Annotated in this window: 26 protein-coding genes and 1 other annotated feature; of the genes, 17 read left to right on the top strand and 9 right to left on the bottom strand. The window is 34.7% G+C overall.

Annotation, left to right across the window (positions count from 1 at the left end):
- Positions 1 to 5: 5 nt before the first annotated feature.
- The 4 genes from spoVAE to BK137_RS15520 all read left to right on the top strand — a co-directional run bounded on the left by spoVAE (position 6) and on the right by BK137_RS15520 (position 1,245).
- On the top strand, positions 6 to 371 hold the full coding sequence (gene spoVAE / locus BK137_RS15535; RefSeq protein ID WP_038179589.1) for a stage V sporulation protein AE: 366 nt from the start codon (positions 6 to 8) through the stop codon (positions 369 to 371).
- A gap of 66 nt (positions 372 to 437) precedes the next feature.
- On the top strand, positions 438 to 596 hold the full coding sequence (locus BK137_RS15530; RefSeq protein ID WP_076034082.1) for a YjcZ family sporulation protein: 159 nt from the start codon (positions 438 to 440) through the stop codon (positions 594 to 596).
- A gap of 15 nt (positions 597 to 611) precedes the next feature.
- The gene (locus BK137_RS15525; RefSeq protein ID WP_038179588.1) at positions 612 to 857 is read left to right on the top strand and encodes a stage VI sporulation protein F; all 246 of its coding nucleotides are present in this window, start codon (positions 612 to 614) and stop codon (positions 855 to 857) included.
- Between the two features lie 85 nt (positions 858 to 942).
- Positions 943 to 1,245, top strand: coding sequence for a hypothetical protein (locus BK137_RS15520; RefSeq protein WP_038179587.1), 303 nt, complete (start codon positions 943 to 945; stop codon positions 1,243 to 1,245).
- Between the two features lie 188 nt (positions 1,246 to 1,433).
- Here BK137_RS15520 and BK137_RS15515 read toward each other — a convergent pair whose 3' ends face one another.
- From BK137_RS15515 to BK137_RS15505, 3 genes are all read right to left on the bottom strand, one after another.
- Complete coding sequence (locus tag BK137_RS15515; protein ID WP_038179585.1) at positions 1,434 to 1,862, bottom strand: GNAT family N-acetyltransferase; 429 nt, start codon at positions 1,860 to 1,862, stop codon at positions 1,434 to 1,436.
- A 3-nt stretch (positions 1,863 to 1,865) separates the two neighbouring features.
- Positions 1,866 to 2,381 (bottom strand): YjcG family protein, encoded by a 516-nt coding sequence (locus BK137_RS15510; protein ID WP_038179584.1) that lies wholly within the window; start codon positions 2,379 to 2,381, stop codon positions 1,866 to 1,868.
- A gap of 87 nt (positions 2,382 to 2,468) precedes the next feature.
- Positions 2,469 to 3,191 carry an alpha/beta hydrolase gene (locus BK137_RS15505; protein ID WP_038179582.1) on the bottom strand — a complete coding sequence of 241 codons (723 nt, stop codon included), beginning with the start codon at positions 3,189 to 3,191 and terminating at the stop codon, positions 2,469 to 2,471.
- Between the two features lie 104 nt (positions 3,192 to 3,295).
- Here BK137_RS15505 and BK137_RS15500 point away from each other — a divergent pair, with 104 nt between their 5' ends.
- Together BK137_RS15500 and BK137_RS15495 are read left to right on the top strand one after the other, a co-directional pair.
- Entirely contained in the window at positions 3,296 to 3,856 is a 561-nt protein-coding gene (locus BK137_RS15500) for a phosphatidylglycerophosphatase A family protein (protein ID WP_038179580.1), read from the top strand.
- Between the two features lie 108 nt (positions 3,857 to 3,964).
- Entirely contained in the window at positions 3,965 to 4,732 is a 768-nt protein-coding gene (locus tag BK137_RS15495) for a thermonuclease family protein (RefSeq protein WP_235175671.1), read from the top strand.
- 65 nt (positions 4,733 to 4,797) lie between these two features.
- Here BK137_RS15495 and BK137_RS15490 read toward each other — a convergent pair whose 3' ends face one another.
- Positions 4,798 to 5,343, bottom strand: a complete 546-nt coding sequence (locus BK137_RS15490) for a GNAT family N-acetyltransferase (protein ID WP_038179577.1) — start codon at positions 5,341 to 5,343, stop codon at positions 4,798 to 4,800.
- Between the two features lie 151 nt (positions 5,344 to 5,494).
- Here BK137_RS15490 and BK137_RS15485 point away from each other — a divergent pair, with 151 nt between their 5' ends.
- The 5 genes from BK137_RS15485 to BK137_RS15460 all read left to right on the top strand — a co-directional run bounded on the left by BK137_RS15485 (position 5,495) and on the right by BK137_RS15460 (position 10,826).
- The gene (locus BK137_RS15485) at positions 5,495 to 5,905 is read left to right on the top strand and encodes a VOC family protein (protein WP_038179573.1); all 411 of its coding nucleotides are present in this window, start codon (positions 5,495 to 5,497) and stop codon (positions 5,903 to 5,905) included.
- Between the two features lie 40 nt (positions 5,906 to 5,945).
- Positions 5,946 to 6,539 (top strand): histidine phosphatase family protein, encoded by a 594-nt coding sequence (locus BK137_RS15480; protein ID WP_038179571.1) that lies wholly within the window; start codon positions 5,946 to 5,948, stop codon positions 6,537 to 6,539.
- A gap of 916 nt (positions 6,540 to 7,455) precedes the next feature.
- Positions 7,456 to 8,076 (top strand): DUF47 domain-containing protein, encoded by a 621-nt coding sequence (locus BK137_RS15470; RefSeq protein WP_038179568.1) that lies wholly within the window; start codon positions 7,456 to 7,458, stop codon positions 8,074 to 8,076.
- Between the two features lie 15 nt (positions 8,077 to 8,091).
- Positions 8,092 to 9,090, top strand: coding sequence for an inorganic phosphate transporter (locus BK137_RS15465; protein WP_038179566.1), 999 nt, complete (start codon positions 8,092 to 8,094; stop codon positions 9,088 to 9,090).
- A 134-nt stretch (positions 9,091 to 9,224) separates the two neighbouring features.
- A complete protein-coding gene (locus BK137_RS15460) occupies positions 9,225 to 10,826 on the top strand; it encodes an ABC transporter substrate-binding protein (RefSeq protein ID WP_412104672.1) in 1,602 nt (533 codons plus the stop codon).
- A 52-nt stretch (positions 10,827 to 10,878) separates the two neighbouring features.
- Here the strand turns inward: BK137_RS15460 and BK137_RS15455 are convergent, their stop codons facing one another.
- Together BK137_RS15455 and BK137_RS15450 are read right to left on the bottom strand one after the other, a co-directional pair.
- Complete coding sequence (locus tag BK137_RS15455) at positions 10,879 to 11,916, bottom strand: ABC transporter permease (protein WP_038179560.1); 1,038 nt, start codon at positions 11,914 to 11,916, stop codon at positions 10,879 to 10,881.
- The gene (locus BK137_RS15450; protein WP_038179558.1) at positions 11,913 to 12,635 is read right to left on the bottom strand and encodes an ABC transporter ATP-binding protein; all 723 of its coding nucleotides are present in this window, start codon (positions 12,633 to 12,635) and stop codon (positions 11,913 to 11,915) included. The genes BK137_RS15455 and BK137_RS15450 overlap by 4 nt, the downstream gene beginning before the upstream one ends.
- 106 nt (positions 12,636 to 12,741) lie before the next feature.
- On the opposite strand from BK137_RS15450, the gene BK137_RS15445 reads away from it, so the two are divergent.
- On the top strand, positions 12,742 to 13,587 hold the full coding sequence (locus BK137_RS15445) for a class I SAM-dependent methyltransferase (RefSeq protein WP_038179557.1): 846 nt from the start codon (positions 12,742 to 12,744) through the stop codon (positions 13,585 to 13,587).
- A 262-nt stretch (positions 13,588 to 13,849) separates the two neighbouring features.
- Here the strand turns inward: BK137_RS15445 and BK137_RS15440 are convergent, their stop codons facing one another.
- Together BK137_RS15440 and BK137_RS15435 are read right to left on the bottom strand one after the other, a co-directional pair.
- On the bottom strand, positions 13,850 to 14,266 hold the full coding sequence (locus tag BK137_RS15440) for an organic hydroperoxide resistance protein (RefSeq protein ID WP_038179555.1): 417 nt from the start codon (positions 14,264 to 14,266) through the stop codon (positions 13,850 to 13,852).
- 320 nt (positions 14,267 to 14,586) lie between these two features.
- Entirely contained in the window at positions 14,587 to 15,570 is a 984-nt protein-coding gene (locus BK137_RS15435) for a diaminopimelate dehydrogenase (protein WP_038179553.1), read from the bottom strand.
- 410 nt (positions 15,571 to 15,980) lie between these two features.
- Here BK137_RS15435 and BK137_RS15430 point away from each other — a divergent pair, with 410 nt between their 5' ends.
- The 5 genes from BK137_RS15430 to BK137_RS15405 all read left to right on the top strand — a co-directional run bounded on the left by BK137_RS15430 (position 15,981) and on the right by BK137_RS15405 (position 22,863).
- Positions 15,981 to 17,168, top strand: coding sequence for a hypothetical protein (locus BK137_RS15430; protein WP_038179551.1), 1,188 nt, complete (start codon positions 15,981 to 15,983; stop codon positions 17,166 to 17,168).
- A 16-nt stretch (positions 17,169 to 17,184) separates the two neighbouring features.
- Positions 17,185 to 18,363 (top strand): amidohydrolase, encoded by a 1,179-nt coding sequence (locus BK137_RS15425; protein WP_038179550.1) that lies wholly within the window; start codon positions 17,185 to 17,187, stop codon positions 18,361 to 18,363.
- A 401-nt stretch (positions 18,364 to 18,764) separates the two neighbouring features.
- Complete coding sequence (locus tag BK137_RS15420; protein WP_051448557.1) at positions 18,765 to 19,250, top strand: CotY/CotZ family spore coat protein; 486 nt, start codon at positions 18,765 to 18,767, stop codon at positions 19,248 to 19,250.
- 1,177 nt (positions 19,251 to 20,427) lie between these two features.
- Positions 20,428 to 20,667: a binding site (T-box leader), on the top strand.
- A 56-nt stretch (positions 20,668 to 20,723) separates the two neighbouring features.
- The gene (locus tag BK137_RS15410) at positions 20,724 to 22,319 is read left to right on the top strand and encodes a 2-isopropylmalate synthase (RefSeq protein ID WP_038179546.1); all 1,596 of its coding nucleotides are present in this window, start codon (positions 20,724 to 20,726) and stop codon (positions 22,317 to 22,319) included.
- Between the two features lie 82 nt (positions 22,320 to 22,401).
- On the top strand, positions 22,402 to 22,863 hold the full coding sequence (locus BK137_RS15405) for a GNAT family N-acetyltransferase (protein WP_038179544.1): 462 nt from the start codon (positions 22,402 to 22,404) through the stop codon (positions 22,861 to 22,863).
- A gap of 399 nt (positions 22,864 to 23,262) precedes the next feature.
- On the opposite strand, the gene BK137_RS22685 is transcribed toward BK137_RS15405, so the two are convergent.
- Entirely contained in the window at positions 23,263 to 24,033 is a 771-nt protein-coding gene (locus BK137_RS22685) for an exosporium glycoprotein BclB-related protein (RefSeq protein ID WP_051448556.1), read from the bottom strand.
- Positions 24,034 to 24,239 lie beyond the last annotated feature (206 nt).

Here is a 24,239-nt window from a genome sequence, read left to right as displayed (position 1 = left end):
ATAAAATGTTTACTTCTTTTATAATCGCATTTATTGTTGGCGGATTGATTTGTGTAATTGGTCAACTGCTGATGGATGTCGGTAAATTAACACCTGCACATACATTGTCCATACTTGTTGTCACAGGTGCAATCTTAGATGGCTTTGGCTTATATGAGCCACTTATTGATTTTGCTGGTGCAGGCGCAACAATCCCTATTACGTCTTTTGGTAACTCTCTAACACACGGTGCTTTAGCAGAAGTTGAAAGGCATGGTTGGATAGGAGTTTTAACGGGTATGTTTGAAGTGACAAGTTCGGGTATTAGTGCGGCCATCATATTTGGATTTATAGGAGCTTTAATTTTTCGATCAAAAGGAAATATCGACTAGTTCAAACGCCCTCTTCTTTCTGTAAACCGTTGCATACAATACGGTGAGAGAGAGGAGGGATTTCTTATGTCTGGATTCTCAGGTTATGGTTACGGCTACGGCGGTGGCTACGGCGGCGGAAACGAATGCTACTATGGCGGCAATAGCGGCAATGGTTCAACATTTATTCTAATCGTTGTTCTATTCATCTTGTTGATTATTGTTGGCGCAAGCTTTATGGGTTAAAAAGGGGGGACTTAAATGCAAAGCTCATTCTTTCGAAAAATAGAAGGAAAAACGGGCGTACCAATGGAAGATGTACTTGCATTAGCAAATGCTATTCAATATGCAGATTTTCAAGACGAACGCCAGATTCGACAAATTATTCGTAAAGTATCTCAACTAGCAAATAAACCAGTAACAAAAGAGCTAGAAGAAAAAATCGTCGCATCTATCTTAAAAGATGGTAAATCTTTAGATTTAAATAAAATCCAAAAAATGTTATAGCATAAAATAATATTCTCAGTAATATACTAACTTTAATCGAAAATATGTCTTTGCAGGAAAAGTGATAGTATAGGAGGAAATTGTGATGGGCTACATTCTACCAGTTCAGCCATTTCAAGCAATGCAATATGCAGAACGTATTAACATGAAAGCATATAATTATGCTCATGTTAATGCAGTTGCAAAAGTAAAAAAGCAATCTCATTTTGAACGAGAGCTTGATATGCGTGCTGAACTTACTGAAATGCAATTGAACCATGAAAAAAACAAAAATCGTGGGAACTCCCTTCAAGTTCATCAACAATTCATCCATCCTAACCCAGCAGAGTTATCAAAATTTGAACTAAAGGTTACTGATAGAGGTAAATATTATAGTAAATATGTTTGAAAAATACTATAGACGATTATCATACGGTACTTCGAATAATAAAAAGGAGCCAATCCATGGTTGAGTTTACAATCAACCGTGGTTGGCTTTTTTTGCTGTAGAATAAATGAAAAAAAGCTAAAAATATTTATTGATAAAATAAAAAAGCTGCTAAAACGCCGATTGGTCAGCATTTTAGCAACTTATTATTAGAATTCCTTTTCCATTGCGCGATATGGAATACCAGAATCCAAAAATTCAGGTGATGTAATAATATAATTTTGTTTTTCGTAGAAAGGAATAGCGTGAGTTTGGGCATTTAATTTCACTTTTGCTAATTGATGACTCTTAGCGTATTTCTCTAAGTGTGTCATCATTAAAACACCGATTTGCTTTCTTCGAAAATCAGGTAATACACAAACACGGTCAACTTTAGCGATATTACCGTCAACAATTCTTACTCTGCCTGCTGCAATCGGTTCTTCGCCATTGTATGCTACGAAATGTGTTGCTTCTTTGTCGTATTCATCTTTTTCTAAAGGAAGAGGAACACCTTGCTCTTTAACAAAGACTTCCTCCCGAACAAAGAAAGCATCTCGTAACTCTTTCTCTGTCTCAGCAATTTTAGCAAAAACCAATAATTACTCAGCTCCAGACAGTCGGAACGTTTCGTGTACCGTCCAAGAACCGTCTTCTAATTGATAAAGTAAATGAATACGATCAATAACTTCTTCGGAATGAACATCTGTCATGCGTAGCTGACCATAAATATCATCATGCTCACCTGAGGACATATCTTGTGCAATAGTAATATGCGGAACAAATTTATATTCTGGTTCTTGTCCGAATGAAGTAGCATGCAATGTATCATGTAATTTTTGAAGCTGTTCTGTTGCTTCTACTTTTAGATAGATAGCATTGTTCACTGGCGCAAATGAACTTACTTTTGATACGTGAATTGAAAGCGGTTTAAATTGTTTACTAATTTCTTGGAGCATATTAGTAACTTCGTTCACTTTTGAGTCATCTACTTCAAAAGCACTTTTTAAAGTAATATGAGGTGTGATTTTAGAGAAATGCGTGTCATATCTTTTTCTATATGAATTCGCAAAATCTTGTAATTTCTTAGATGGAAATGCAACAATACCGTATTTCATAATTCCGTACCCCCTAAGTAGTTTTATATAGCTTTTCTTAATTTTCAGTATAACAGAAAAAAGTTAATATTCATTGTGAAATACATGTTAAATACTAAAGTTTTGTTTTATGACACGTTTTAAGTCAGGTTGCCAAAACTTCCACGAGTGATTTCCTTCGAATTCATCGTAGAAAGTAGAAAAGCCTTTGTTGACTATCAACTCATGTAATGCACGATTAGGAGTAAGGAAATCTTTTATACTCTTATCCATAGTTACTACTTCATGTTCTTTTGTACCAATAACGTGATAGATTGAAAAAGCATGAACATCTTGTACCTGTTGCACTTTTTCTAAAACATTATCATTTACTAGAGGTGACTGCATTAATACTTTACCAAATATATTCGGATATTGGATGGCTGCTAGTAAAGATACTGTCGCAGCCTGCGAATCTCCAATCAACGCTCGACCCATCCCCATTTGATATGTAGAGTAATGCTCGTCTATATAAGGAACAAGTTCATGTGCTAAAAAGCGTAAGTAAGCTTGATGCTTCTCTCCATTTGGCAAATATTTTTGTCGTCGATCCTCAACATTTTTATAAGGTACACCTACAATTATTAAATTTTCGATATCGCCTTGCTCCAAATAGTCATCTACTACTCGTGAGATTCGACCGAGTTGGAAATAATCTTTGCCATCAGATGCGATTAACACTGAGTATTTATAAAGTGGTGAATAGCTTGCAGGTAAGTAAATTAATAGATGAATGTCCTCTTGTAAGGATTCACTGAAAAAATCTATATCTGTGATTGTGCCACGATTCAAAGCCGTCACTCCTTCAGTTTTCTGTACGGAAATTGTAACATATAAGAAAGTAAAGGTATAATAGTAATAATAAAGGACTATTAATTTGGAAATGAGGATGAGTCATGTATAACAAAAAACTTCAAGTTTCATCTGAAGTAGTCGCTAAAGCGGCACGCGATGCTTTAGAACGTCGCGGTGTAACATTAAAGGATATCGCGGAAATTGTGTATGAAATGCAATTTGCATATAATGAAGGACTATCTCTAGATCATTGTATTGAATCGGTTGATAAAGTACTTTATAAACGTGAAATTCAACATGCAATTTTAGTAGGGATTGAGCTAGATGAATTAGCAGAGAAAAAGTTACTGTCAGCGCCACTACAACAATTAGTTGAATCCGATGAAGGATTATTTGGAGTTGATGAGACAATTGCTTTAGGAGCAGTATTTACTTACGGTAGTATTGCTGTAACAACTTTTGGACATTTAGATAAACAGAAAATCGGAATAATACAGCAACTTGATACAAAAGCGGGTGAAGGTGTTCATACATTCCTAGATGATTTAGTAGGAAGCATTGCTGCCTCTGCTGCATCACGTCTTGCACACCGCATTCGTGATTTAGAAGAGCAAGGAAAATCGATCAAAGATATTGAACCATACGGTACTACAACAGATTAATACAAATCTAGTCATTGCCCAGCCTTCTGACGAAGACTGGGTATTTTTTTGCTTTAAATCCTGAAAGTAAGCCGATAACTAATAGTTTATGTTAAGATTACGATGGTGATGACAATGAAAAAATGGGGACTCCTTCTTATCGGCTGTCTAGTATTTATACTACAAGCATGTACAGAAGCTACAGTGACAAAAAAAGAAGAATCAGAAAAGCGAATAGATGTCGAAGTAGTAAGTATCATGGACGGTGATACGATTAAAGTAAAATACGATGGCGAAACAAAGAAAGTACGCTATTTATTAGTAGATGCACCTGAAATGTACCATAAACAATTAGGTGAACAACCTTTTGGACGAGAAGCGCAGGCTCGTAATCGTGAAATATTGAACAACGCAAAGCAAGTTTCAATTCAATTTGATGTTGGTGAACATGAAGATAAATATGGTCGCCTTCTTGCCTATACATATGCGGATGGGAAAAGTGTTCAAGAGCAACTAATCCGTGAAGGTCTTGTACGTGTTGGTTATATATATGAACCGAATACGACAAATGTGAAAGCTTTTGAGAAAATTCAAAATGAAGCAAAAGCATCGAGAAAAGGAATTTGGCAATATGACGGTTATGTAACAAATAGAGGTTTTGATAAATCGGTTGTGAGAAGTGGGGTGCCTACTGAAGGGCAATCAAAAAACTCAAATAAATCCGATAGCTCAAATAAAACGAACAATAGAAGTTGTTCTATTAAAGGTAATATAAATAGTAAAGGGAATAAGCTGTATCATATGCCGGGCTCTAACAATTATGATGCAGTTAAAGAAGAAGAAATGTTCTGTACTGAAAAAGAAGCGGAGCAAGCTGGTTTTAAAAAAGCCAGTTAAATATTAGGAAAAGGACTTCACAGAATTGTGAGAAGTCCTTTTTTTAATAGTTATTTTTCCACTTATTATTTTTTAGTCATAAATAATACATTATCCGTCGGTTCATACTTTGCTCCATAAAGAAATTCATCTTTGTACGCATGAATATTTTCATATACCCATTTCATTTGTCCAAGTATTTCTTCTTCAGCAACACCCGTTGGTGCCCAGTAATGGATATCCATTTTCAGAGGTTCGCCTGTCTTTACATGATGCCTGCAATAACAAATCTGTGTAGCTAGATTGAAATGGTGACGTTTATAGAAGCGTAATCGTTTTTCTGTGTCATCTTCAGCTTGAGCAAGTGACTCTACCTCCAATAAAATTGGTTTGCCATTACCTTTTAAATGTTCTAAAATTTTACCACCCAATCCTTCACCACGTGCAGTTAAGGAAACATATAAATAATCGACAAATATAAAATCAGTGTGATCTACATATATTAATACGTATTTTTCGTCCTCTACCTTTTTATAAATATCTATTTTATCTTTCAGTAAAAGTTCTATATGTTGACGTGATTTCATTTCCTCAACTGGAAAATATTCATTCAGTTTTCCAAACCAATTCATATGTATATCCCCTTTCAATCTAATTTTATTATGCAGTGTATTGCTGAAAAAATAAAATAGTATACATCAAAAGGGTGAGATGTTGCTCAATCTTATGAAGGAATTAATAAGTTTAATTAAATGGTAATATCCTTTCAAAGGGGTGGTAAATATGAATAATGATTGGTCAGAAAATATGTTAGTTACACAAGTTAGGGTTGCTAGACCTACAGATCAGTTACGACAAGTTGAGCATTTTTATTGTAAAGGTATAGGATTGACGAAAATTGGATCATTTACAGGGCAAGATTATGAAGGTTTATTGATTGGGCTCCCAACGGCAACATATCATTTGGAATTTACCCAGCACAAAAATGGCAGTCCTTGTCCAGCACCAACTAAAGATAATTTAATTGTATTTTATATACCAAATCAACAACAAATTGATACGATTATCGAGAGATTAAGAGAATTAGGCTATAATGCAGTTCCTCCAGAAAACCCTTATTGGGAAAAGGAAGGTAAGACAATCGAAGACCCTGATGGCTGGAGAGTAGTGTTAATGCATACAGCTGGAATTTAATATGATACTCTAATGTAAAGATGCTTTAGGAGGTACTCACATGACAGAAATTTGTGTAGTAAGACATGGAGAAACGGATTGGAATGCACTAGGGAGGTTGCAAGGTGTAACAGATGTACCTCTTAATGACAGAGGAATCCAACAAGCAAAAGAATGTGGTGTATTTTTCAAAAATACTAACTGGGCTGCAATTTATACAAGTCCATTAACAAGAGCAAAACATACAGCAGAAATAATAAACGAACAATTACACATACCCTTATTTGAAATTGAGGAGTTTAAAGAACGTTCTTTCGGTGAAGCAGAAGGTATGGATATGGAAGAACGTATAAAAGCGTTTCCAGATAAACAATATCCAAATCAAGAATCATTGGACTCAGTGCTTACAAGGTTACGAAATGGACTTGTTGAAATTTTCGAGCAGTATCCAAATGACCGAGTCATTCTAGTAGCTCACGGAGCGGTAATTCATGCGCTCTTTACACTACTCGAGAATGGCGATTCTTTTCCACAGGAAGTACGATTAGCTAATGCAGGCGTCAGTTATATTACGATACAAGAAGATAGATGGTTACTTGGCGAATTTAATCAATCATCACATTTGTCGCAAGTAAGTGAAACAGGAAAGATTTAAGATGTGTATGAAATTATGCACATCTTTTTTATTTCTTTGAAAATGCGTTTGAAAAAGGAGCTTTTAAAAATGTAGGATATTTAACAGCTGTGTCAAGAAAGGATCAAAAATTGATATGATTAATAAGGAGCAGTATGATATGAGGTTACAGCTAGTACTCGATATCGGAAAGTAATAAGAGTAGTGAAGGTGTAATTGTTAATTAATACAAAAATAGGGAATGGTCTAAAAAATCAATATTTGATATTTACATGATTGCTTTTTTTGATGTTGGACATACTACTGTGAAATGAATTTGTTATAATTCATTTTCAATTTTCCCTACTTTCATTAGTTTTATTACCATTTTCTTTTTTTGTATTTCTGTGGATTTTGATGGATGAGAGAAGTTGTCTGTGGTGTATGAATAATTGCATCTGTTATTGTTGGATTTATCTTTGATGGTATACAAGGATTCCCACAAATGTTTAACGAGTCTGTAGTTTTTGAAGTTGGACTCATATTTGTTGTCTCATTAACGGAAAAAAGACTTTTCTTTAGCCAATATCGTTAGCTTTGTAAATTGTAAAACCTACATTTTGTATTAAAATGGTAGGTATTTTGTCGAAAAATAAATCGTTTACAAAGAAAGTTGATATTGACAAAGAAATGTTATATTTATCAATGGATTGACCCTGATATTCAAGGGTTTTTTTGCACCGAAATATATATTTTTCGACAAAATTCGATAAAAAAATCATGTAATATTCCACATTGGAACAATTTTTTTTCGAATTTGTGAACGCTAATGTTACAGAATTGTAAAAGTTGTCATAGAATATGTAAAAATAGCAGATATTCTATTAAATTATTGTTAAGCTAATTTAGCGTTCAGGACAAATATATGTTTTGACACTAACTTTTTCAGGAGGAATTTATGTTTAATCGAAAAAAGCCAGATCCATTCTTTGAAGTTTTAGCAAAAATTGCCATTAATGTGCAAGAGGCAATGCATTATGCCAACGATTTCCGTATTCAGAGTTTGGAAGACTTAGAAGAAATTAGCAAACGAATGAAAAAATATGAAACGGATGGGGATTCTCTCATTCATGAATTAATCGTGATGCTGAATAAATCATTTATGACCCCAATTGAAAGAGAGGATATTTTAGCGCTTGCAAACAGTATGGATGACGTTCTTGATGGTATGGAAGAATGTATTGCACACTTTGACATGTTCGCGTTAATCGATATCGATGAGTCAATGAATACATTTATCAGTTATATTGTGAAAAGTGCTGATGAAATTGTAAAAGCTATGGACTTATTAAAAACGAAAAACCTAATTGGTATGCGTGATCATGCCATTTTAATAAAAGATTATGAAAGCAAATGTGATGAAGTGCTTCGTACATCCATTAAGCAACTATTCTTGCATGAAAAAGATCCGATCCAACTTATTAAGTTCAAGGATATCTATGAACAATTAGAGGATATTGCAGATGATTGCCAAAATGTAGCGAATACTATGGAAACTATTATTATGCGTAATGCATAGGAGCAGGAGTCACGAATGGATACAATACTCTTATTAACAGTTTTAGTTGTTATTTTTGCACTGACATTTGACTTTATCAATGGTTTCCATGATACAGCAAATGCCATTGCTACATCAGTATCGACACGAGCTTTGCCACCTAAAGTAGCAGTAATTATGGCTGCGATTATGAACTTTATAGGGGCAATCACATTTACAGGTGTTGCAAAGGCAATTACGAAAGACATCGTAGATCCTTTCGCATTATCAAATGGTTCTGTGATTATATTAGCTGCATTACTTGCAGCAATTATTTGGAACTTAATTACTTGGTATTATGGAATTCCGTCTAGTTCATCTCATGCGATTATTGGTGCTATCGCTGGTGCTGCTATTGCAGCAGCCGGTTTTGGTATCTTGAACTACACAGGTTTCGTGAAAATATTACAAGCTTTATTATTATCACCTTTTATTGCTATAGCAGCTGGTTTCTTGATGATGTCTTTATTCAAAGTCATTTTCAAAAATGCAAATTTGTATCGTACAAATAAAGGAATTCGATATTTACAAATTTGTACTGCTGCACTTCAATCGTTTACACATGGTACGAATGATGCGCAAAAAGCAATGGGTATTATGACAATGGCTTTAATCGCTGGAGGATTACAAACTGGCGATGACATTCAAGGTTGGGTTCGAGTTTCTGCAGCATTAGCAATGGGACTTGGTACTTCAATCGGTGGTTATAAAATCATCAAAACAGTTGGTGGTAAAATTATGAAATTGCGCCCAGTTAACGGTGCAGCAGCCGACTTAGCTTCTGCTTCAGTTATCTTTAGTGCAACGTTAATTCACTTACCAGTTAGTACTACACATGTTATTTCTTCCGCTATTATGGGGGTAGGAGCTGCACAACGTGTGAAAGGTGTTAAATGGGGAGTAGCTCGTAAAATTATTATGACTTGGATTATTACAATGCCATCATCAGCAGCAATGGCTGCATTGATATTCTACATTTTAGATTTCTTTTTCTAAAACTTAGCTAACAACTGCCTGACAACTGATCACAAATCGGTTGCAGGCATTTTTTATTTACATTATTATTTGAAAATTATGAAAATATACTTATAATTGATAGAAGGAAGAAAATAGGATGTGGGGGGATTATTGTGAAGAATAAGAGATTAGGAATCATTGTTGTCGTAATGGCTATGCTTTTCATATTGGTAGCATGTTCAACTGACGACTCAAAAGGTGAAAAGTCATCAGACGGAAAAGAAAATAACAATGACAAGCAGACTGTTGTTTATGGTCGCGGAGCGGATTCAGTGTCATTGGACCCTAGTACAGTAACCGACGGTGAATCGTTCAAAGTAGCACGCAATATTTTTGAGACATTATTAGTATTTGGAGAACAAGATACTTCTACACAAGCTGGACTAGCTAAGGATACGAAGATTTCTGATGATGGTAAGACGTATACTTTTATGCTAGAGGAAAATGTTAAATTTCATGATGGTACAGACTTTAATGCGGAGGCTGTTGTTAAAAACTTCGAACGTTGGATGAATGGTAGTGCAGATCAATTTCCTTATTATGCAGACATGTTCGGTGGCTTTAAAGGCGACGAAAATCATATTATTGAAAGTGTGAAAGCTGATGGAGATTATACATTCATCATTCAATTAAAGAAACCAATGATTCCACTTTTAAATAATTTAGCAATGGTGGCTTTTTCAATTGCAAGTCCAACTGCATTTGAAAAAGACGGGGGGAAATTTGGAGAAAATCCTGTAGGGACAGGTCCATTTAAATTTTCAGAATGGAAAAGAAATGATTCAGTCGTTTTGACAAAAAACAATGATTACTGGCAAGATGGTTTACCAAAGCTGGATAGTGTCATTTTCAAAGCAATGCCAGATAATGCAGCAAGGTTAAATGCATTAATGAGTGGAGAAATTGATATTGCAGATGGTGTAGCACCTGCATCAATTTCCACAGTTGAACAAAATGACCAAATTACTTTAATTGAACGCCCTTCATTTAATGTCGGATATTTAGGGATGACAACAAATAAAGCACCATTTACTGATATAAAGTTACGTCAGGCTATTAGCCATTCAGTCAATCGTCAAGTGATTGCGGACACATTCTTTGAAGGGAAAGCATTGGTAGCAAAAAATCCAGTGCAACCCACAGCTTTAGGCTATAACGAAGATACGCCTTTATATGATTATGATCCTGAAAAAGCGAAAGCATTATTGAAAGAGTCTAGTTATGATGGTAAAGAATTAGAGTTATGGGCAATGCCTGTACCACGTCCATATATGCCAGATGGCCAAAAGGTTGCTGAAGCGATTCAGAAGAATTTAGAGGATGTGGGGATTAAAACGAAAATTGTGTCGTTTGAATGGGCGACATATTTAGAGAAAACAAAAGCAGGTGAAGCAGATTTATTTTTACTTGGTGGAACAAGTGATAATGGAGATCCTGACAATTTATTATCTTTGTTCTTTGATCGTGACGGGTCGTTAAATAACTCTCAATTTTCAATTGACAAAGTTCAAAAACTCCTGCAAGCTGGTCGTTCTGAACAGGATGTAGAAAAACGGAAAGAGTTATATAAAGAAATTCAACTTATTTTGCATAAAGAAGCACCGGTATTGCCATTAGTACATTCCACACCACTATTAGCAGCATCTAAATCAGTGAAAAACTTTAAAGCACATCCTACAGAAGCTGATGATTTAAAGAATGTCTCTGTAGAATAAAATAAAAACAACACGCTCGTTTTTTAGAGCGTGTTGTTTTTTGTAAACGATATTATATAGCTCGGTATTTTTTTAGCGCTATGATATTCAAGAAAATAAATAGTACTGAAAATAATAGTAATACACCGAGGTCGATAACGATATCTGCAAATGCAAACCCTTTATACATAACACCCGTAAGAGCATCCGCAGCGTAGTAAAGAGGCATAATTTTACCGATTGAAAGTAACCAATCCGCCATGCCATCCAGTGGGAATAATCCTGTAAAGAAAATTTGCGGAACAATGACTAGTGGTATAAATTGAACCATTTGGAATTCTGAAGATGCAAAGCTAGATAATAGAATGCCTAATGATAAGGCAACTAATGCGAGCAATAAATTAATCAGTAGCACATACCAAATAGATCCAACTAGAACAATATCAAGTATTTTTACAGCATAAAGTACGACAATTGATGTCTGAATGACAGCAAAAATTCCGTAACCGATTAAATAACCAAGTACAACTTCATGACGGCGAATAGGTGTAGCTAATAACCTTTCTAATGTGCCTGTTGTACGTTCCTTTAATAATGCAATTCCTGCAATGAGGAAGACGAAAAAGAATACAAAGAAGCCGACTAAGATAGGACTAATGATGTCAAATAACTGTGTATCTTCATCTCCATATACATAATTTGTAGTTACTCCAAGCGTCGGTATTTTACTAGACATACTATTCATTTGGAGGGTTGTAAGTGCTTGTTTCACCTGCATTTGTAATGTCTTTGCTTTACTAGGTGAATCGTTTTGTAACGTCAAAGTAAGCTGCTTATTTTCAAGTGTTAACCAACCGTCTAAGTCTTTAGCAAGTGCCTCTTCTTGAGAAAGCTGGTTATACTTTTCTACTTCAATATTAGCATTTTCTAATGCTTTAATTATTTTAGTATTTCCACCAACTATGCCAAGCTTCGGAGAATGATCTTCTGTATGAAATATAAAGTACATCAGACTTAAGATGAGGAGAGGTGCAAGAAATAGTAGTGCAAGTGTCCGTTTATCTCTTAGCATTTGCTGAATAATTCTATTTACTAAAGCTACAATCCTCATGTTTTAGCACCTCCAGCTCGTAAAAACACCTCATCAAATGTGTCTGCGTCATAAATTTTTCTTAATTTAGTAGGCGTCCCATTAGCGATTATTTTACCTTCTTTCATTAAGGCGAGTTCATCGCACTTTTCAGCTTCATCCATTACATGTGTAGTGATAAGAATGGTTTTCTTTTCTACTTTTTTCAGACGTTCGAGCTCTTGCCAAATTGTGAGTTTTAGAGCAGGGTCAATTCCTACAGTTGGTTCATCTAAAATAAGAATATCTGGATTTTGAAGTAGTGCAATGGCTAAAGAGAGTCTTCGTTTCATACCACCAGAATAGTTTTCAACCTTTTGAGAAAGAGCATTTGTAAGTTGGACAATATCCGCAGCATAAGCAATACGTTTGTCTCTTTCTTTTTTATTTAATGAATATAACTTCGCAAAAAATTGCATATTTTCCATTCCCGTTAAATCGCTATATAATGCATCGGATTGTGCCATATAGCCGATTCTTTTGAGTAAATTGTAATTTGGTACAGTTTGCTGAAAAACTTCTATTTGACCTGCATCCGCTTTTAACATACCTACTATTAGTTTGATTAATGTTGTTTTACCACAACCAGATGGACCGATTAGACCGAAAATTTTTCCTGAGTCAATAGACAGACTGACATTTTGAATAATGGATCTTTTTTGAAAGTGCTTTTGTACATCTGTTAATTGGATTGAGGACATAAAATTCACTCCTTTTATACACATTAATAAATTGAGTTGCTTGTTCACATAGTCTAATTTAGTATGGAAGATATTACAATATCAATTTGCGTAATGGAGGAACTAGATGGAAGAAAGAATAATAGAAGAAATTATAGACTGTATGGCCATATATGGTGACGATAGTACAATTCAAAAAATTCAAACGGCGCATCGTTTGAAGTTAGCGCAGTTTTGGTCAATCAAAAAAGGGATGAGTGTACTGGAAATAGGTTGTGGACAAGGGGATACTACTGCAGTATTAGCACATCTAGTAGGTGAAGGAGGCTTTGTCCATGGTATTGATGTCGCGGATGCAGATTATGGTAGTCCAATCACTTTAGGAGAAGCAGCCTGTCATTTAAAAGCCTCAAAGTTAGGTGCGCAAATACAAATAGATTTAGCTACAGATGTGATTGCGGATGAAATCGATTTTTCAGAAAAATCATTTGATGTGGTTGTGTTATCGCACTGTTCTTGGTATTTCCAGTCAGCCGAGCAGCTAGCAGTCGTATTAAAGAAAGCTAGGAAATGGGGGAAAACATTATGCTTTGCAGAATGGGATGCAAGGGTAACAAGTATTGAACAGTATCCTCATTTTCTGGCTGTATTGATTCAAGCTCAATTTGAAACATTTAAAGAAACAAGTATTTCGAACATCCGGTCATTATTTACGGCGGAGGATATTAAGAAAATCATTCAACAAGCCGGGTGGGAGATCCAAAAAGAGAATATAATTTACTCTCCGGAATTACAGGATGGAGAATGGGAAGTGGATTTTACTATCCAAGATTATGCCAAAGAGCTTCTGGCTGTAGAGTATATTCCAAAAAAGTTGGTCCTATTACTGCAAACTGAAATATTAATACTTAAAGATGCAATACAAAGAAATGCTATAAAACCGATGTCTACATATGTACTAATAAGTAATTAGATATAGATTCTACTGATTGATTAATGCTGAGTCGGCTTTAATTTTAGAGAAGTGGTTTTCATTAGTAAAAGTTTGTTCATCATCGGTTATTCTATTTAGTAATTCAATTTGAGTTAGGTTTAAACCTTTTCTTCTATTTTTACAACATTTCTTCTCGTAACTTTTAGAAATCAATGTTTCTATAATAATGAATTTAACTCTTTTTTAATAAATAAAAAAATACCCCCATGCAAAGTAAAAGCATAGGGATATATAATTATTTTTAAATTGCTTTTGTAACGATATTTACATCAACATTACCACGAGTTGCTTTTGAATAAGGGCAAGTTTGATGTGCTTTAGCTGTTAACTGTTCGGCTACATCTTGTGATACACCTTTCACTTCAACTTCTAAAGTGACAGCGATTTTAAAGCCATTATCGGCTTCATCTTTCACTAAGCTAACTTTAGCCGTAACAGTTGAATCAATAGTTTCATTTTCATTTTTAGCTACTAAATTGAGGGCACCATCATAACATGCGGAATAGGCTGCAGCGAATAATTGTTCTGGATTGGAGCCTGTTGGAGTTTCATTTCGCTTTGGCATTTTTAAATCTAAATCAATTATGCCATCATTCGATTTTACATGACCATCTCTACCATTTTTTGCAGTTGCTTCTGATGTAAAGTATACGACCATTTCGTCACCTCATTTATTATTTTGATACCCTTCAACTGTACATGACATAATTTGCATAGTCAAAAATAATGATTGAGTATTCAGTTGTTAAAATTCGGTAGAATAACAAAAAACCTTACGGACCCTTCAATTGATAGAAGGCAGCATAAGGTTTCTTGTTTGAGATTATTGAGTCTTTTGTAAGAATCACTATCCATCATAGTTGTCGAGAGGATAAAAGTCAATATGACGGAAGCTTTTTAGTGAATCTTGGTAATTTAACTAATGTAATAAAGGCTAACTTGTCATGAAGACAGAGCCAGCCTTTTATTTTTAATCTCTTATAATAATTCTTTACGAAGTTCTGCTGCTGATTTTGGTGACAACAAGCCAAAAGGTACATCGAAAACTGTTTTAGCTCCTTTATCGCCAGCTTTGTTAAGTTTGTAAGCAGCACGTGCAAAGGCAACTAGGACACTTGATGTGAAGTATGGATTGCTTTCTAAGTTTAAAGAGAACTCCATAATTTGCTTATGCTCCGCGTTAGATTCACCACTTCGAATAACGAACCCACCATGTGGCATACCGCTATGATTTGTAGCAAGTTCATCTTCAGAGATGAAATTTACAGTTGTATTATAATCAGAGAAATAGTTTGGCATTGTTTTAATTTGTTCTTCGATATTCACAGCATCTGCGCCATCTTCTAAAACAACGAAACATTCGCGAGCATGTTTTTCACGAGTAGTTAATTCTGGATTTTCACCATTACGTACGCGATTTACTGCCACTTCAATTGGTAATGTATATTGCACTGCATTTTTAACGCCTTCAATACGACGAACTGCATCAGAGTGGCCTTGACTTAAGCCATCACCCCAAAAAGTATAAGTATTGCCAATAGGTAACACTGCTTCTCCTAAAAGACGGTTTAATGAAAATAGACCTGGATCCCAACCAACTGAAATGATGCTTACTTTATTTGCAGGTTCTGCAACTGCATTTACTGCATCAAAGAAAGCTGGAATTTTGGCGTGTGTATCAAAGCTGTCGATAGTGTTAAACCATTGAGCGAAATGAGGTACTTGCTCCGGTAAGTCCGTAGCAGATCCCCCACATAAGATCATGACATCAATGGCATCTTTAAATTCTTCTGCATCATTTACCGCATATACTGGGACATTAGCGCTCTCGATTTTTAATGAAGAAGGGTCACGACGAGTAAATACTGCCACTAATTCCATATCAGGGTTTTGGGCAATTGCCCCTACAACGCCACGTCCTAAATTACCATAACCTACAATACCAATTCGAATTTTACTCAAAGACTTTCCTCCTAAAAATATGTATAGTATCAATAAATATAATTCCAATTGTACTTTTAATTTTGAAAATTCACAATGCTATACATGAGATTAATAGTGAGAGGGAAGGGGTTGTTTGAGCTTGTAAGTCATGTAGATAGTACTTCGCGGAGGAGATGGCTTCTCCTCATTATTGCATTAATGTTACTGAGAGAAAAAGCTATTCTTATGTGAGTAATTTTATCGCTGGTAAGGAATAAATTTACTATTTTAATAAAGGTGTTTATCTATATCAAAATATCTATATGTGATTTACGTTATAAATTAGCTAGTTAAAGTTAATATTTTCTCGAAATATATTAATTATATACATATTCAGAAAATTTAATGTTATTGTAATATTACAAATTTTATTAATTGGAGGTTATATTATGGCTCAAATGCTTGCCCTTGTTATATTATTAGGGATTTTATATATTGGCGATGTTGTGGCAACTAAAACGAAAGCATGGATTCCGTCTGTATTTGTTTGCGCTGTACTGTTTTTATTGGGGTATTGGACGTTTTTTCCGAAGAATATTGTAGAGATTGCAGGTATTCCAGCAATCGTAGCAACAATGATGATGTACTTATTAATTACTAACATGGGTACTTTACTTTCATTGAAAGAATTAAGAAATCAATGGAAAACGATAGTTATTGCACTATCAGGAATTTTAGGTATCATCGTTATCTTATTTACGATAGGCGCTTTGATTTTCGATCTGCAAACGATGATTGTTGCGATTCCTCCACTAGTTGGTGGATTAGTTTCAGCTCTTATTATGTCTGAGGGAGCAGCGAATGCAGGGTATGATGATCTAGCTGTTTTCGCAATTGTCATATATGTTATTCAAGGTTTTGCTGGTTATCCACTAACGTCAATTTTCTTAAAAAAAGAAGGGAATCGGTTATTAAAGCTATATCGTTCTGGTGAGATAAAAGCTCAGGAAATAACAGTTGAAGAAGAGGAAAAACTAGAAAAACCAAGAATATTTAAGAAACTACCTGATCGCTACAATACGGATTATTTCAAATTTTTCCGATTAGCCATTGTTGGCTGTTTAGCGTATTTTACATCAACTGCATTAGCTCCAATTATTACAGTAAATGCATTAGTACTATGTTTACTATTTGGTGTAATTGCTACTTCACTAGGTTTCTTAGAAAAGCAGCCTTTACAAAAGGCAAATGGTTTCGGTTTTGCCATCATGGCATTAATGTTATTTATTTTTGATGGTTTAAAAAATGCTACACCAGAAATGATGCTACGAATAATTACACCTTTAATAGTTAGTATCGTTCTTGCAGTAATTGGCATGTATATCTTTTCATTTATCGCAGGAAAAATTTTAAAAGTAAGTCCAAATATGGCGTTTGCTGTATCATTAACAGCCTTATATGGCTTCCCAGCAGATTATATTATTACAAATGAAGTTGTGAACGCTGTAACATCAGATAAAAAAGAACGTGAATTTTTAACAAGTCATATGCTTCCACCGATGCTTGTTGGTGGTTTCATCACAGTTACGATAGTTTCTGTTGTATTAGCAGGCTTATTTGTAACCTGGATTAAATAATAAAGGGGTCCTTCAAATGGGGAAAAATATAAAAGAAATTATTGCAAGTTATAATGATGAGTTAGTCGCCATTCGTCGTAAACTACATAAAGAGCCAGAGTTATCATGGCAGGAGTTTAAAACAACTCAGTTTGTATGCGATTATTTAGAACAACTGAACATTCCGTATAGAAAAACTGAACCAACTGGTGTAATTGCTGATATTACAGGTGGGAAGCAAGGTAAAACGGTTGCTCTTCGTGCAGATATGGATGCTTTATCTGTTTATGAATTAAATCGTGAGCTTGAATATCACTCACAAGAAGATGGCAAAATGCATGCATGTGGACATGATGCTCATACAGCAATGTTATTAATTGCTGCAAAAGCTCTAAATGAAATAAAAGATGAGCTAGAAGGAGAAGTGCGCTTAATCTTCCAACCAGCAGAAGAAGTGGCAACAGGTGCTAAGGAGATGGTTCGTCAAGGAGCAGTTGAGAGTGTTGATAATGTGTTTGGAATTCACATTTGGTCGCAAATTCCTTCACATAAAATCCAATGTGCACCTGGCCCATCATTTGCATCAGCAGATCTCTTTAAAGTGATATTTAAAGGTCGCGGTGGTCATGCTGCAATGCCGCATGATACGGTTGATGCAGTAATGATTGCATCATCATTTGCATTAAATGTACAAACAGTTGTATCGAGAACAGTTAACCCGTTACGTCCAGCCGTACTAACAATAGGTAAAATGGAGGTAGGCACTCGTTTTAATGTTATTGCAGAAAATGCAGTTCTTGAAGGGACGGTTCGTTGCTTTGATGTAGAGACTCGTCAACATATAGAAGCACAAATTCATCAATATGCAGAGCAAATTGCCGCAATTTATGGTGGTACTGCCGAAGTTGAGTATAACTATGGTACACAAGCTGTCATCAATGATAAAGATAGTGCAGAGTTAGCACGTCAAGTCATTGAACAATCATTCGGAGAAGAATCATATTATCTTGATGATCCTACAATGGGCGGAGAAGATTTCAGTTTCTATCTTGATAAAGTACCTGGTTGTTTTGCTTTAGTTGGCTGTGGTAATGCTGAAAAAGATTCACAATGGGCACACCATCATGGACGCTTCAATGTAGATGAAGATACATTGAAAGTTGGTTCAGAGTTATTTGTACAATACGCAGTGAATTTTTTAAAGAGAAATAACTAATGTTTTTCATCAAAGCATGTACTTGACTACTTTTAATAATTAAGAAGTCCCTCGCTAAGTTTCAGTAAATACGATTGTTTGCCATTATTTTTAATTGTAAACGATAAGGGTGTAGAAGTATTCGTATAGCTTTATATGTCAAGAACAGACTTCGATGTTGAGAAAAAAGAGAGAAAGGTGGCCTTTCGTTCAAAGTAGAACAAAAAGTCACCTTTTTTATTTTCCCTAAGATTACTGAAATTAATATACTTGATTAGTTTGTTGAGTTGAATTAGTTGATTGAGCTTGTTCAGAACGTCTAAAAATTTTTATAATGACAACAGGTAAATAACCTATTAATTTAGAATGCAGTTCCATATGATATTGCAAGGATGTACTGAACATAAAAGGAGTCGATTTTTGTGGAGAAGTGTCACAATGATAGTAAATGTGTAAAAAAGACATTGGAAAAAATACTACATGAACAAAGAAATGTTAGGAAGAAAAAGAATGATAACTGCGAATTTTCATGCCAGTCACCACTTGGAGAGTTATTTAAACCAAATAAGAACAATACAATACCTTTTATTTTATATTGTAATTGTGAAGCGTTTAAGGTTGAAGGCGTGACTACTTGCTTTGACGATTGTTCAAAAAAAGAAAAATTTGTTTGTTTTTTAACATTCATTTTCAAAATAGTAGAATTAAAGGATGACTGTGTAGTTTTGGAATTATTAAAATTTAAAAACCATAATAAATGTGTTGCTAATACTAAAGATCATATATGCTCCCCTTGTTGTCAGCTTGATTGTGAAGATGTAGAAGATTTGATTTCAACATGTGTATGTATAACAGTTGATATTTCAAGCTTCACAGGCATTCAATGTCTGCCTGCTGTTTGTTTATAGAATGAAAACATGCCAGAACTCACTGCAAGTTTCAACAATTTGGGCATCTACTCAGTTGCTGATTAAAGCTCCCCCAGTTCGTCTTTCTTACATTGAAATGAACTCTTTATCATTACATTTTTGAAAATATTATTAGTGTATGTTTGTAGGACTGGACATTTTGTTATAAGAAAAGCTCTGCAATGAAAAAAAGTGTAGGTGTCGATCAAACGGAACGTCTAATTTTGATATGTAAAATGTCAACACTCCCAATTTAGAAATGGATGTTATAAAGATAGAACCTAGAGAAAAAGTTAATAAAAACGAGACAAACAACAGATTTCATAAAATAAAACGAAGAACTTCTTAGTTGTTAAATGTATATGATTTAGTATTGGGGCCAAATTCGCTTCCTGTATTTTCGAGTCTTCTTTTTTAAGTTATTTTCAATTCATTAATTTCAATATTCTTTTTTAATTAACAGAAATTAAAGTTAGTGCACCTTCTATCTCTACGTATCTTGTTTTCCAGCCTACAAAGACTGTATTCGTGAATCGTAATTGATGGTAATTACAGATTTCTTCCTGTCAGTTTTTTATGATTCAAACAATCCTATACTGCCAGATGTTCGATTTTTCCTCCTTGTGCGATCCAACGTTGCAAAACATGGTCCACAGAGGTTTCGGAGTTTGCGTCTGTTTCTCAGCATATGTCATCGATGTTCCATCCACGTGACTTTGCAAAAAGTTTTGAATTCTTTCGTATATAGATTTCCTGGAGACAGCCAAATATTCCCCCAAAAAACACTTGATTTACCTTTTAAGTTTTTATTAATGGGTATGTTTTCTTCCCTTTACTGAGGATAGCCCTTATCTGACATTATGGACAAGCTTGTAGATAGTCAATTGGTTGGACATGAATAATTAACTCATGTTCTTTTCTCATTCATGTATTTTTTTTGCTTCCTGTAATTCGCTTGTCTTGTGATTGAGAAGAAGAGTAGTAAAATCGGAATGTATCTGTATACTCCTTTCGTTGTTGTCTAATACTTTCGATTATAGGGGAGAGATGTTTTTTATATCAAAATAGATTGTTGTATCAAACACCTAAAATATTCCTGAAAGAAAATTTATATTTTTCTGATAATTATGTTGACTAAAAAGAATTCTGGGGTTAGAATCAAAACTAATCAAATAATGAGTGAGCAATGATTGGAAATAGTAAGAGGAAAAATAAGCTATTCAGAGAGCCGGTGGTTGGTGAGAATCGGTAGTTATTTGCCTTTGAACTCGTCCAAGAGCTACTCCGTGAAATAATAGTAGCGGATGTCGGGATTCTGCCGTTAAAAGAATAGGTGGTGATAGCCATCAAAGTGAGTGGGTTCATGTTAGGCATGGATCAATTAGAGTGGTACCGCGAGCACAGCCTCGTCTCTATAGTTTCTATAGAGGCGGGGCTTTTTATTATTTAAAAAAGAAAAGGAGTGTATGTGAAATGTCGAGAAAAATATGGGTGTTTGATACGACTTTACGTGATGGGGAACAAGTACCGGGGGCGAAACTGAATTTATACGAAAAACTAGAAGTAGCTCATCAGTTAAAGAAATTACAAGTTGATATTATTGAAGCTGGTTTCCCAGCATCATCAGCCGGAGATTTTAATGCGGTAAAAGAAATTGCGATGAAGGTTGGGGATACTGATAATATCATGATTACTGCCCTAGCACGTGCTGTTAAAGCAGATATCGATGCGGTTTATAATAGTGTAAAGTATGCTGAAAAGCCGTTAATTCATATGGTTCTTGGAACTTCAGACATTCACGTTGAAAAGAAATTTGGTAAATCAAAAAATCAAATTCTAGATATCGGAGTTGAAGCTGTTAAATATGCTAAGACACTTTTACCAGAAGTGCAGTATTCTACAGAAGATGCATCACGTTCTGAGTTTGAATACTTATGGTCGACAATTGAAGCCGTCGTCAAGGCTGGCGCTACGATGATTAATGTCCCAGACACAGTTGGTTATGCAGTGCCAGAGGAATTCGGTGAACTTATATTCAAATTAAATGACCGCCTAAAAAATCTGAATGAAAAAGTGCTTTTAAGTGTACATTGTCATAATGATTTAGGGATGGCTACAGCAAATACATTAGCTGCTATAAAAAATGGTGCAGATAAAGTGGAGTGTACGGTTAACGGTATTGGAGAGCGAGCAGGTAATGCTGCATTAGAAGAGGTTGTTATGGCATTAAATACACGTTCATCTTTCTACAAAGCAAACACAAATATTAATTCAAAGGAAATTATGAACACATCTAAGCTTGTGAGTAGCTTAATGGGACTTGATGTACAGGTGAATAAAGCTATTACTGGAGATAACGCCTTTGCACATTCATCTGGTATTCACCAAGATGGTTTACTAAAATCACGTGATGCCTATGAAATTATTAGTCCTACAGAAGTTGGATTAGATGATATGGAGCTTGTTCTTACAGCCCGTTCTGGACGTCATGCGGTGAAAAATGCACTCGGAAAATTAGCTTTTAATCAGCTAACAGATGATCAATTTGAAGAAATTTTTGCAGATTTCTTAGTATTGGCTGATGCGAAAAAAGAAGTATATAACCATGATTTATATATTATTGTAGAAAAGTATTTTGAGCGTCATGACATGAATGAAGAAATTCACCATCATAGTGAAAATTTTTATGAGTTGTTGGATTTGCAAGTAATTAGTAATACAATTTTCCCATCAGCAAGCGTCAAAATAAAAAAGGGAGATCAGATTTTCAAAAGCAGCACTACAGTAGCATCGGGTCCAATTGATGCACTTTACTCATCGATTAAAGAAATCATTGATATCGATATCAAATTATTAGAGTACAAAATTAGCAGTGTGTCTAGAGGAAAAGAAGCATTAGGGAAAGTAAAATTACAGGTAGAATATAAAGGCGAAAAATATATTGCAAAAGCAACTGATACAGATGTCATTAAGGCAAGTGCTTTAGCTTATATTAATGCAGTAAATAGTATTATTGTAGATAATTTAATGCCTGAAATAAACAAAGAACCTATTGCACAATCACTTTAAATACCAAAGACAACTTCTGCTTCATACGAGGAGTTGTTTTTGTTGTTCGAGGGACTTGTAATTTTAAAAGGAGGGTAATGAAGTGAAAGTTAATCAAGCAGATCTATCTGATACAGTTGGCGTAGCGGGGTTATTCGACATGTATCGTCAATTTTATGAGCAACAAACAAATATAGAAGGGGCTTATAAATTCATCCACAGTAGACTAACTAATAAGGATTCAGTCATATTTGTAGCGAAAAAGGGGGAGGAGTATGTAGGATTTACACAACTTTATCCAACGTACTCCTCCATATCAATGAAAAAAGCGTGGATATTAAATGACTTGTTCGTGACAAATAATAATCGGAAATCTGGCGTTGCACAGCAATTATTACAGTCAGCAATGGAACTAGGTAGACAAACAAATGCGAGTTATTTAACATTAGAAACTGCTCTCACGAATATAAATGCAAAAAAATTATATGAAAAGCATGGATTCGTTCACGACACGGAATTTGGACATTATACATTGAATTTAATTATTGTAGATAATAACGGTTAATAATTTAATTTTCGTCTCTATGAAAATTATGATTTATCAAATAGATTATTTACATATAAAAAAGATGTATTTTTATAAAATAATAAATTCAACAATCTCTGAATAGTATATAGCCGCACCAAAATTACACCTTTAGAAGCAGTTGTTGCATAGTTAATAGTGTAATATTAGAGAAAGTTAAATAGAGAAAATACGAATTAAGGCAACTTTTTGTTTTATTTTATACGAAAAGTTGCCATTGTTAGTCTAGTAATATTATATGGTATTAATTAAGCAAACTTTAAATAATTTCAATTAATACCGAAATTAATTTATCAAATAATGATGTATTCTATGGATATTTTTTGCATCAACTATTAGGTAAGAATTGTAGTTTTTAAGATAGTTAACCTTAAGAAATTAACTAATTGAAAGACCTGCGCTAGCATACCCACCTACCATATTATCGAGTGAATGACCAGTGGCTGCAGCAGAAAATACCATCAATAGTCGTGTTTGTGCTGTTACCATTATATTTAATCCTGTAGTGATTCCGTGACTGACATAACCTAGAGGAAGATTGCCAGAGAGTTTAGGAAATAATGTTACAGTAGCGCCTGGGACAGGAGTGAATAGATTATTTGGTGTTGTTGATTGATATAATTGAGCTGTAATTGTGATGGTGGAATTAACTAGAGATAGAGCCTCTGAAGTACTGAAGAAAGCATCCATCGAAGTGATTTTTCCATCACGAGGAATAGAAAATGCAAAATTCAGAAGTGCGCCAGCAGAACCTGTAAGATTTATTTTTGTCCCATCTAACTTAACGTTTGATGCAGAGTTCCCAAAGCCGATTAAACTAGTTGTTCCAATGTGTCCACCAACAGTTGTAAGTTTAACAGGAACACCTGATGCGAAAGGAATTATTGAGCCAGGCCCAGCCACTCCAGGGAGACCTCTTAAACCCATAGGTCCTTGTTCGCCCTCGGCGCCTCTATGCCCACGTTCACCATCAGCTCCAGGAAGACCCATGAATCCCCTAGGACCTCGGTCACCTTTAAGTCCTTGAGGGCCAGGAGGTCCAACAGGGCCAATAGTACCTTTATTCCCTCTTGGACCTCGAGCAGGGTCATTGTTACAAGTACAGATATATTTACTGCACTTATTACATCTTTTTATCTCATAATTCATTATTTCACCTCCTATTATTATCATGCTATTCACTTCAAAATAATTGGTAAGGGCAAGCATCACTTTATAAAATAAATATTTTAGAACTAATTTAAACCTAATAGGTATTAATTTTATGAAAATCGTTGTTTTTCAATATTAAAAAGAAAGCACGTTTTCATATTAGGAAAAAACAAGATGTAGGTAATCCTTATTGGATTGAGTAC

The organism is Viridibacillus arenosi (assembly GCF_001955655.1).
In the GTDB taxonomy this organism is placed as follows: domain Bacteria; phylum Bacillota; class Bacilli; order Bacillales_A; family Planococcaceae; genus Viridibacillus; species Viridibacillus arenosi.
Note: the sequence above shows the minus strand (reverse complement) of the source record. Positions and strands in the feature narration are given on the sequence as shown.

Bases quoted from the DNA above. Each gene is read 5' to 3' on its own strand.
- BK137_RS15525 (WP_038179588.1), top strand. From the start codon at position 612: ATGCAAAGCTCATTCTTTCGAAAAATAGAAGGAAAAACGGGCGTACCA.
- BK137_RS15495 (WP_235175671.1), top strand. From the start codon at position 3,965: ATGACAATGAAAAAATGGGGACTCCTTCTTATCGGCTGTCTAGTATTT.
- BK137_RS15410 (WP_038179546.1), top strand. From the start codon at position 20,724: ATGTCGAGAAAAATATGGGTGTTTGATACGACTTTACGTGATGGGGAA.
- spoVAE (WP_038179589.1), top strand. From the start codon at position 6: ATGTTTACTTCTTTTATAATCGCATTTATTGTTGGCGGATTGATTTGT.
- BK137_RS22685 (WP_051448556.1), bottom strand. From the start codon at position 24,033: ATGAATTATGAGATAAAAAGATGTAATAAGTGCAGTAAATATATCTGT.
- BK137_RS15430 (WP_038179551.1), top strand. From the start codon at position 15,981: ATGGCTCAAATGCTTGCCCTTGTTATATTATTAGGGATTTTATATATT.
- BK137_RS15520 (WP_038179587.1), top strand. From the start codon at position 943: ATGGGCTACATTCTACCAGTTCAGCCATTTCAAGCAATGCAATATGCA.
- BK137_RS15490 (WP_038179577.1), bottom strand. From the start codon at position 5,343: ATGAATTGGTTTGGAAAACTGAATGAATATTTTCCAGTTGAGGAAATG.
- BK137_RS15450 (WP_038179558.1), bottom strand. From the start codon at position 12,635: ATGTCCTCAATCCAATTAACAGATGTACAAAAGCACTTTCAAAAAAGA.
- BK137_RS15485 (WP_038179573.1), top strand. From the start codon at position 5,495: ATGAATAATGATTGGTCAGAAAATATGTTAGTTACACAAGTTAGGGTT.
- BK137_RS15510 (WP_038179584.1), bottom strand. From the start codon at position 2,381: ATGAAATACGGTATTGTTGCATTTCCATCTAAGAAATTACAAGATTTT.
- BK137_RS15465 (WP_038179566.1), top strand. From the start codon at position 8,092: ATGGATACAATACTCTTATTAACAGTTTTAGTTGTTATTTTTGCACTG.
- BK137_RS15440 (WP_038179555.1), bottom strand. From the start codon at position 14,266: ATGGTCGTATACTTTACATCAGAAGCAACTGCAAAAAATGGTAGAGAT.
- BK137_RS15480 (WP_038179571.1), top strand. From the start codon at position 5,946: ATGACAGAAATTTGTGTAGTAAGACATGGAGAAACGGATTGGAATGCA.
- BK137_RS15455 (WP_038179560.1), bottom strand. From the start codon at position 11,916: ATGAGGATTGTAGCTTTAGTAAATAGAATTATTCAGCAAATGCTAAGA.
- BK137_RS15425 (WP_038179550.1), top strand. From the start codon at position 17,185: ATGGGGAAAAATATAAAAGAAATTATTGCAAGTTATAATGATGAGTTA.
- BK137_RS15530 (WP_076034082.1), top strand. From the start codon at position 438: ATGTCTGGATTCTCAGGTTATGGTTACGGCTACGGCGGTGGCTACGGC.
- BK137_RS15500 (WP_038179580.1), top strand. From the start codon at position 3,296: ATGTATAACAAAAAACTTCAAGTTTCATCTGAAGTAGTCGCTAAAGCG.
- BK137_RS15445 (WP_038179557.1), top strand. From the start codon at position 12,742: ATGGAAGAAAGAATAATAGAAGAAATTATAGACTGTATGGCCATATAT.
- BK137_RS15470 (WP_038179568.1), top strand. From the start codon at position 7,456: ATGTTTAATCGAAAAAAGCCAGATCCATTCTTTGAAGTTTTAGCAAAA.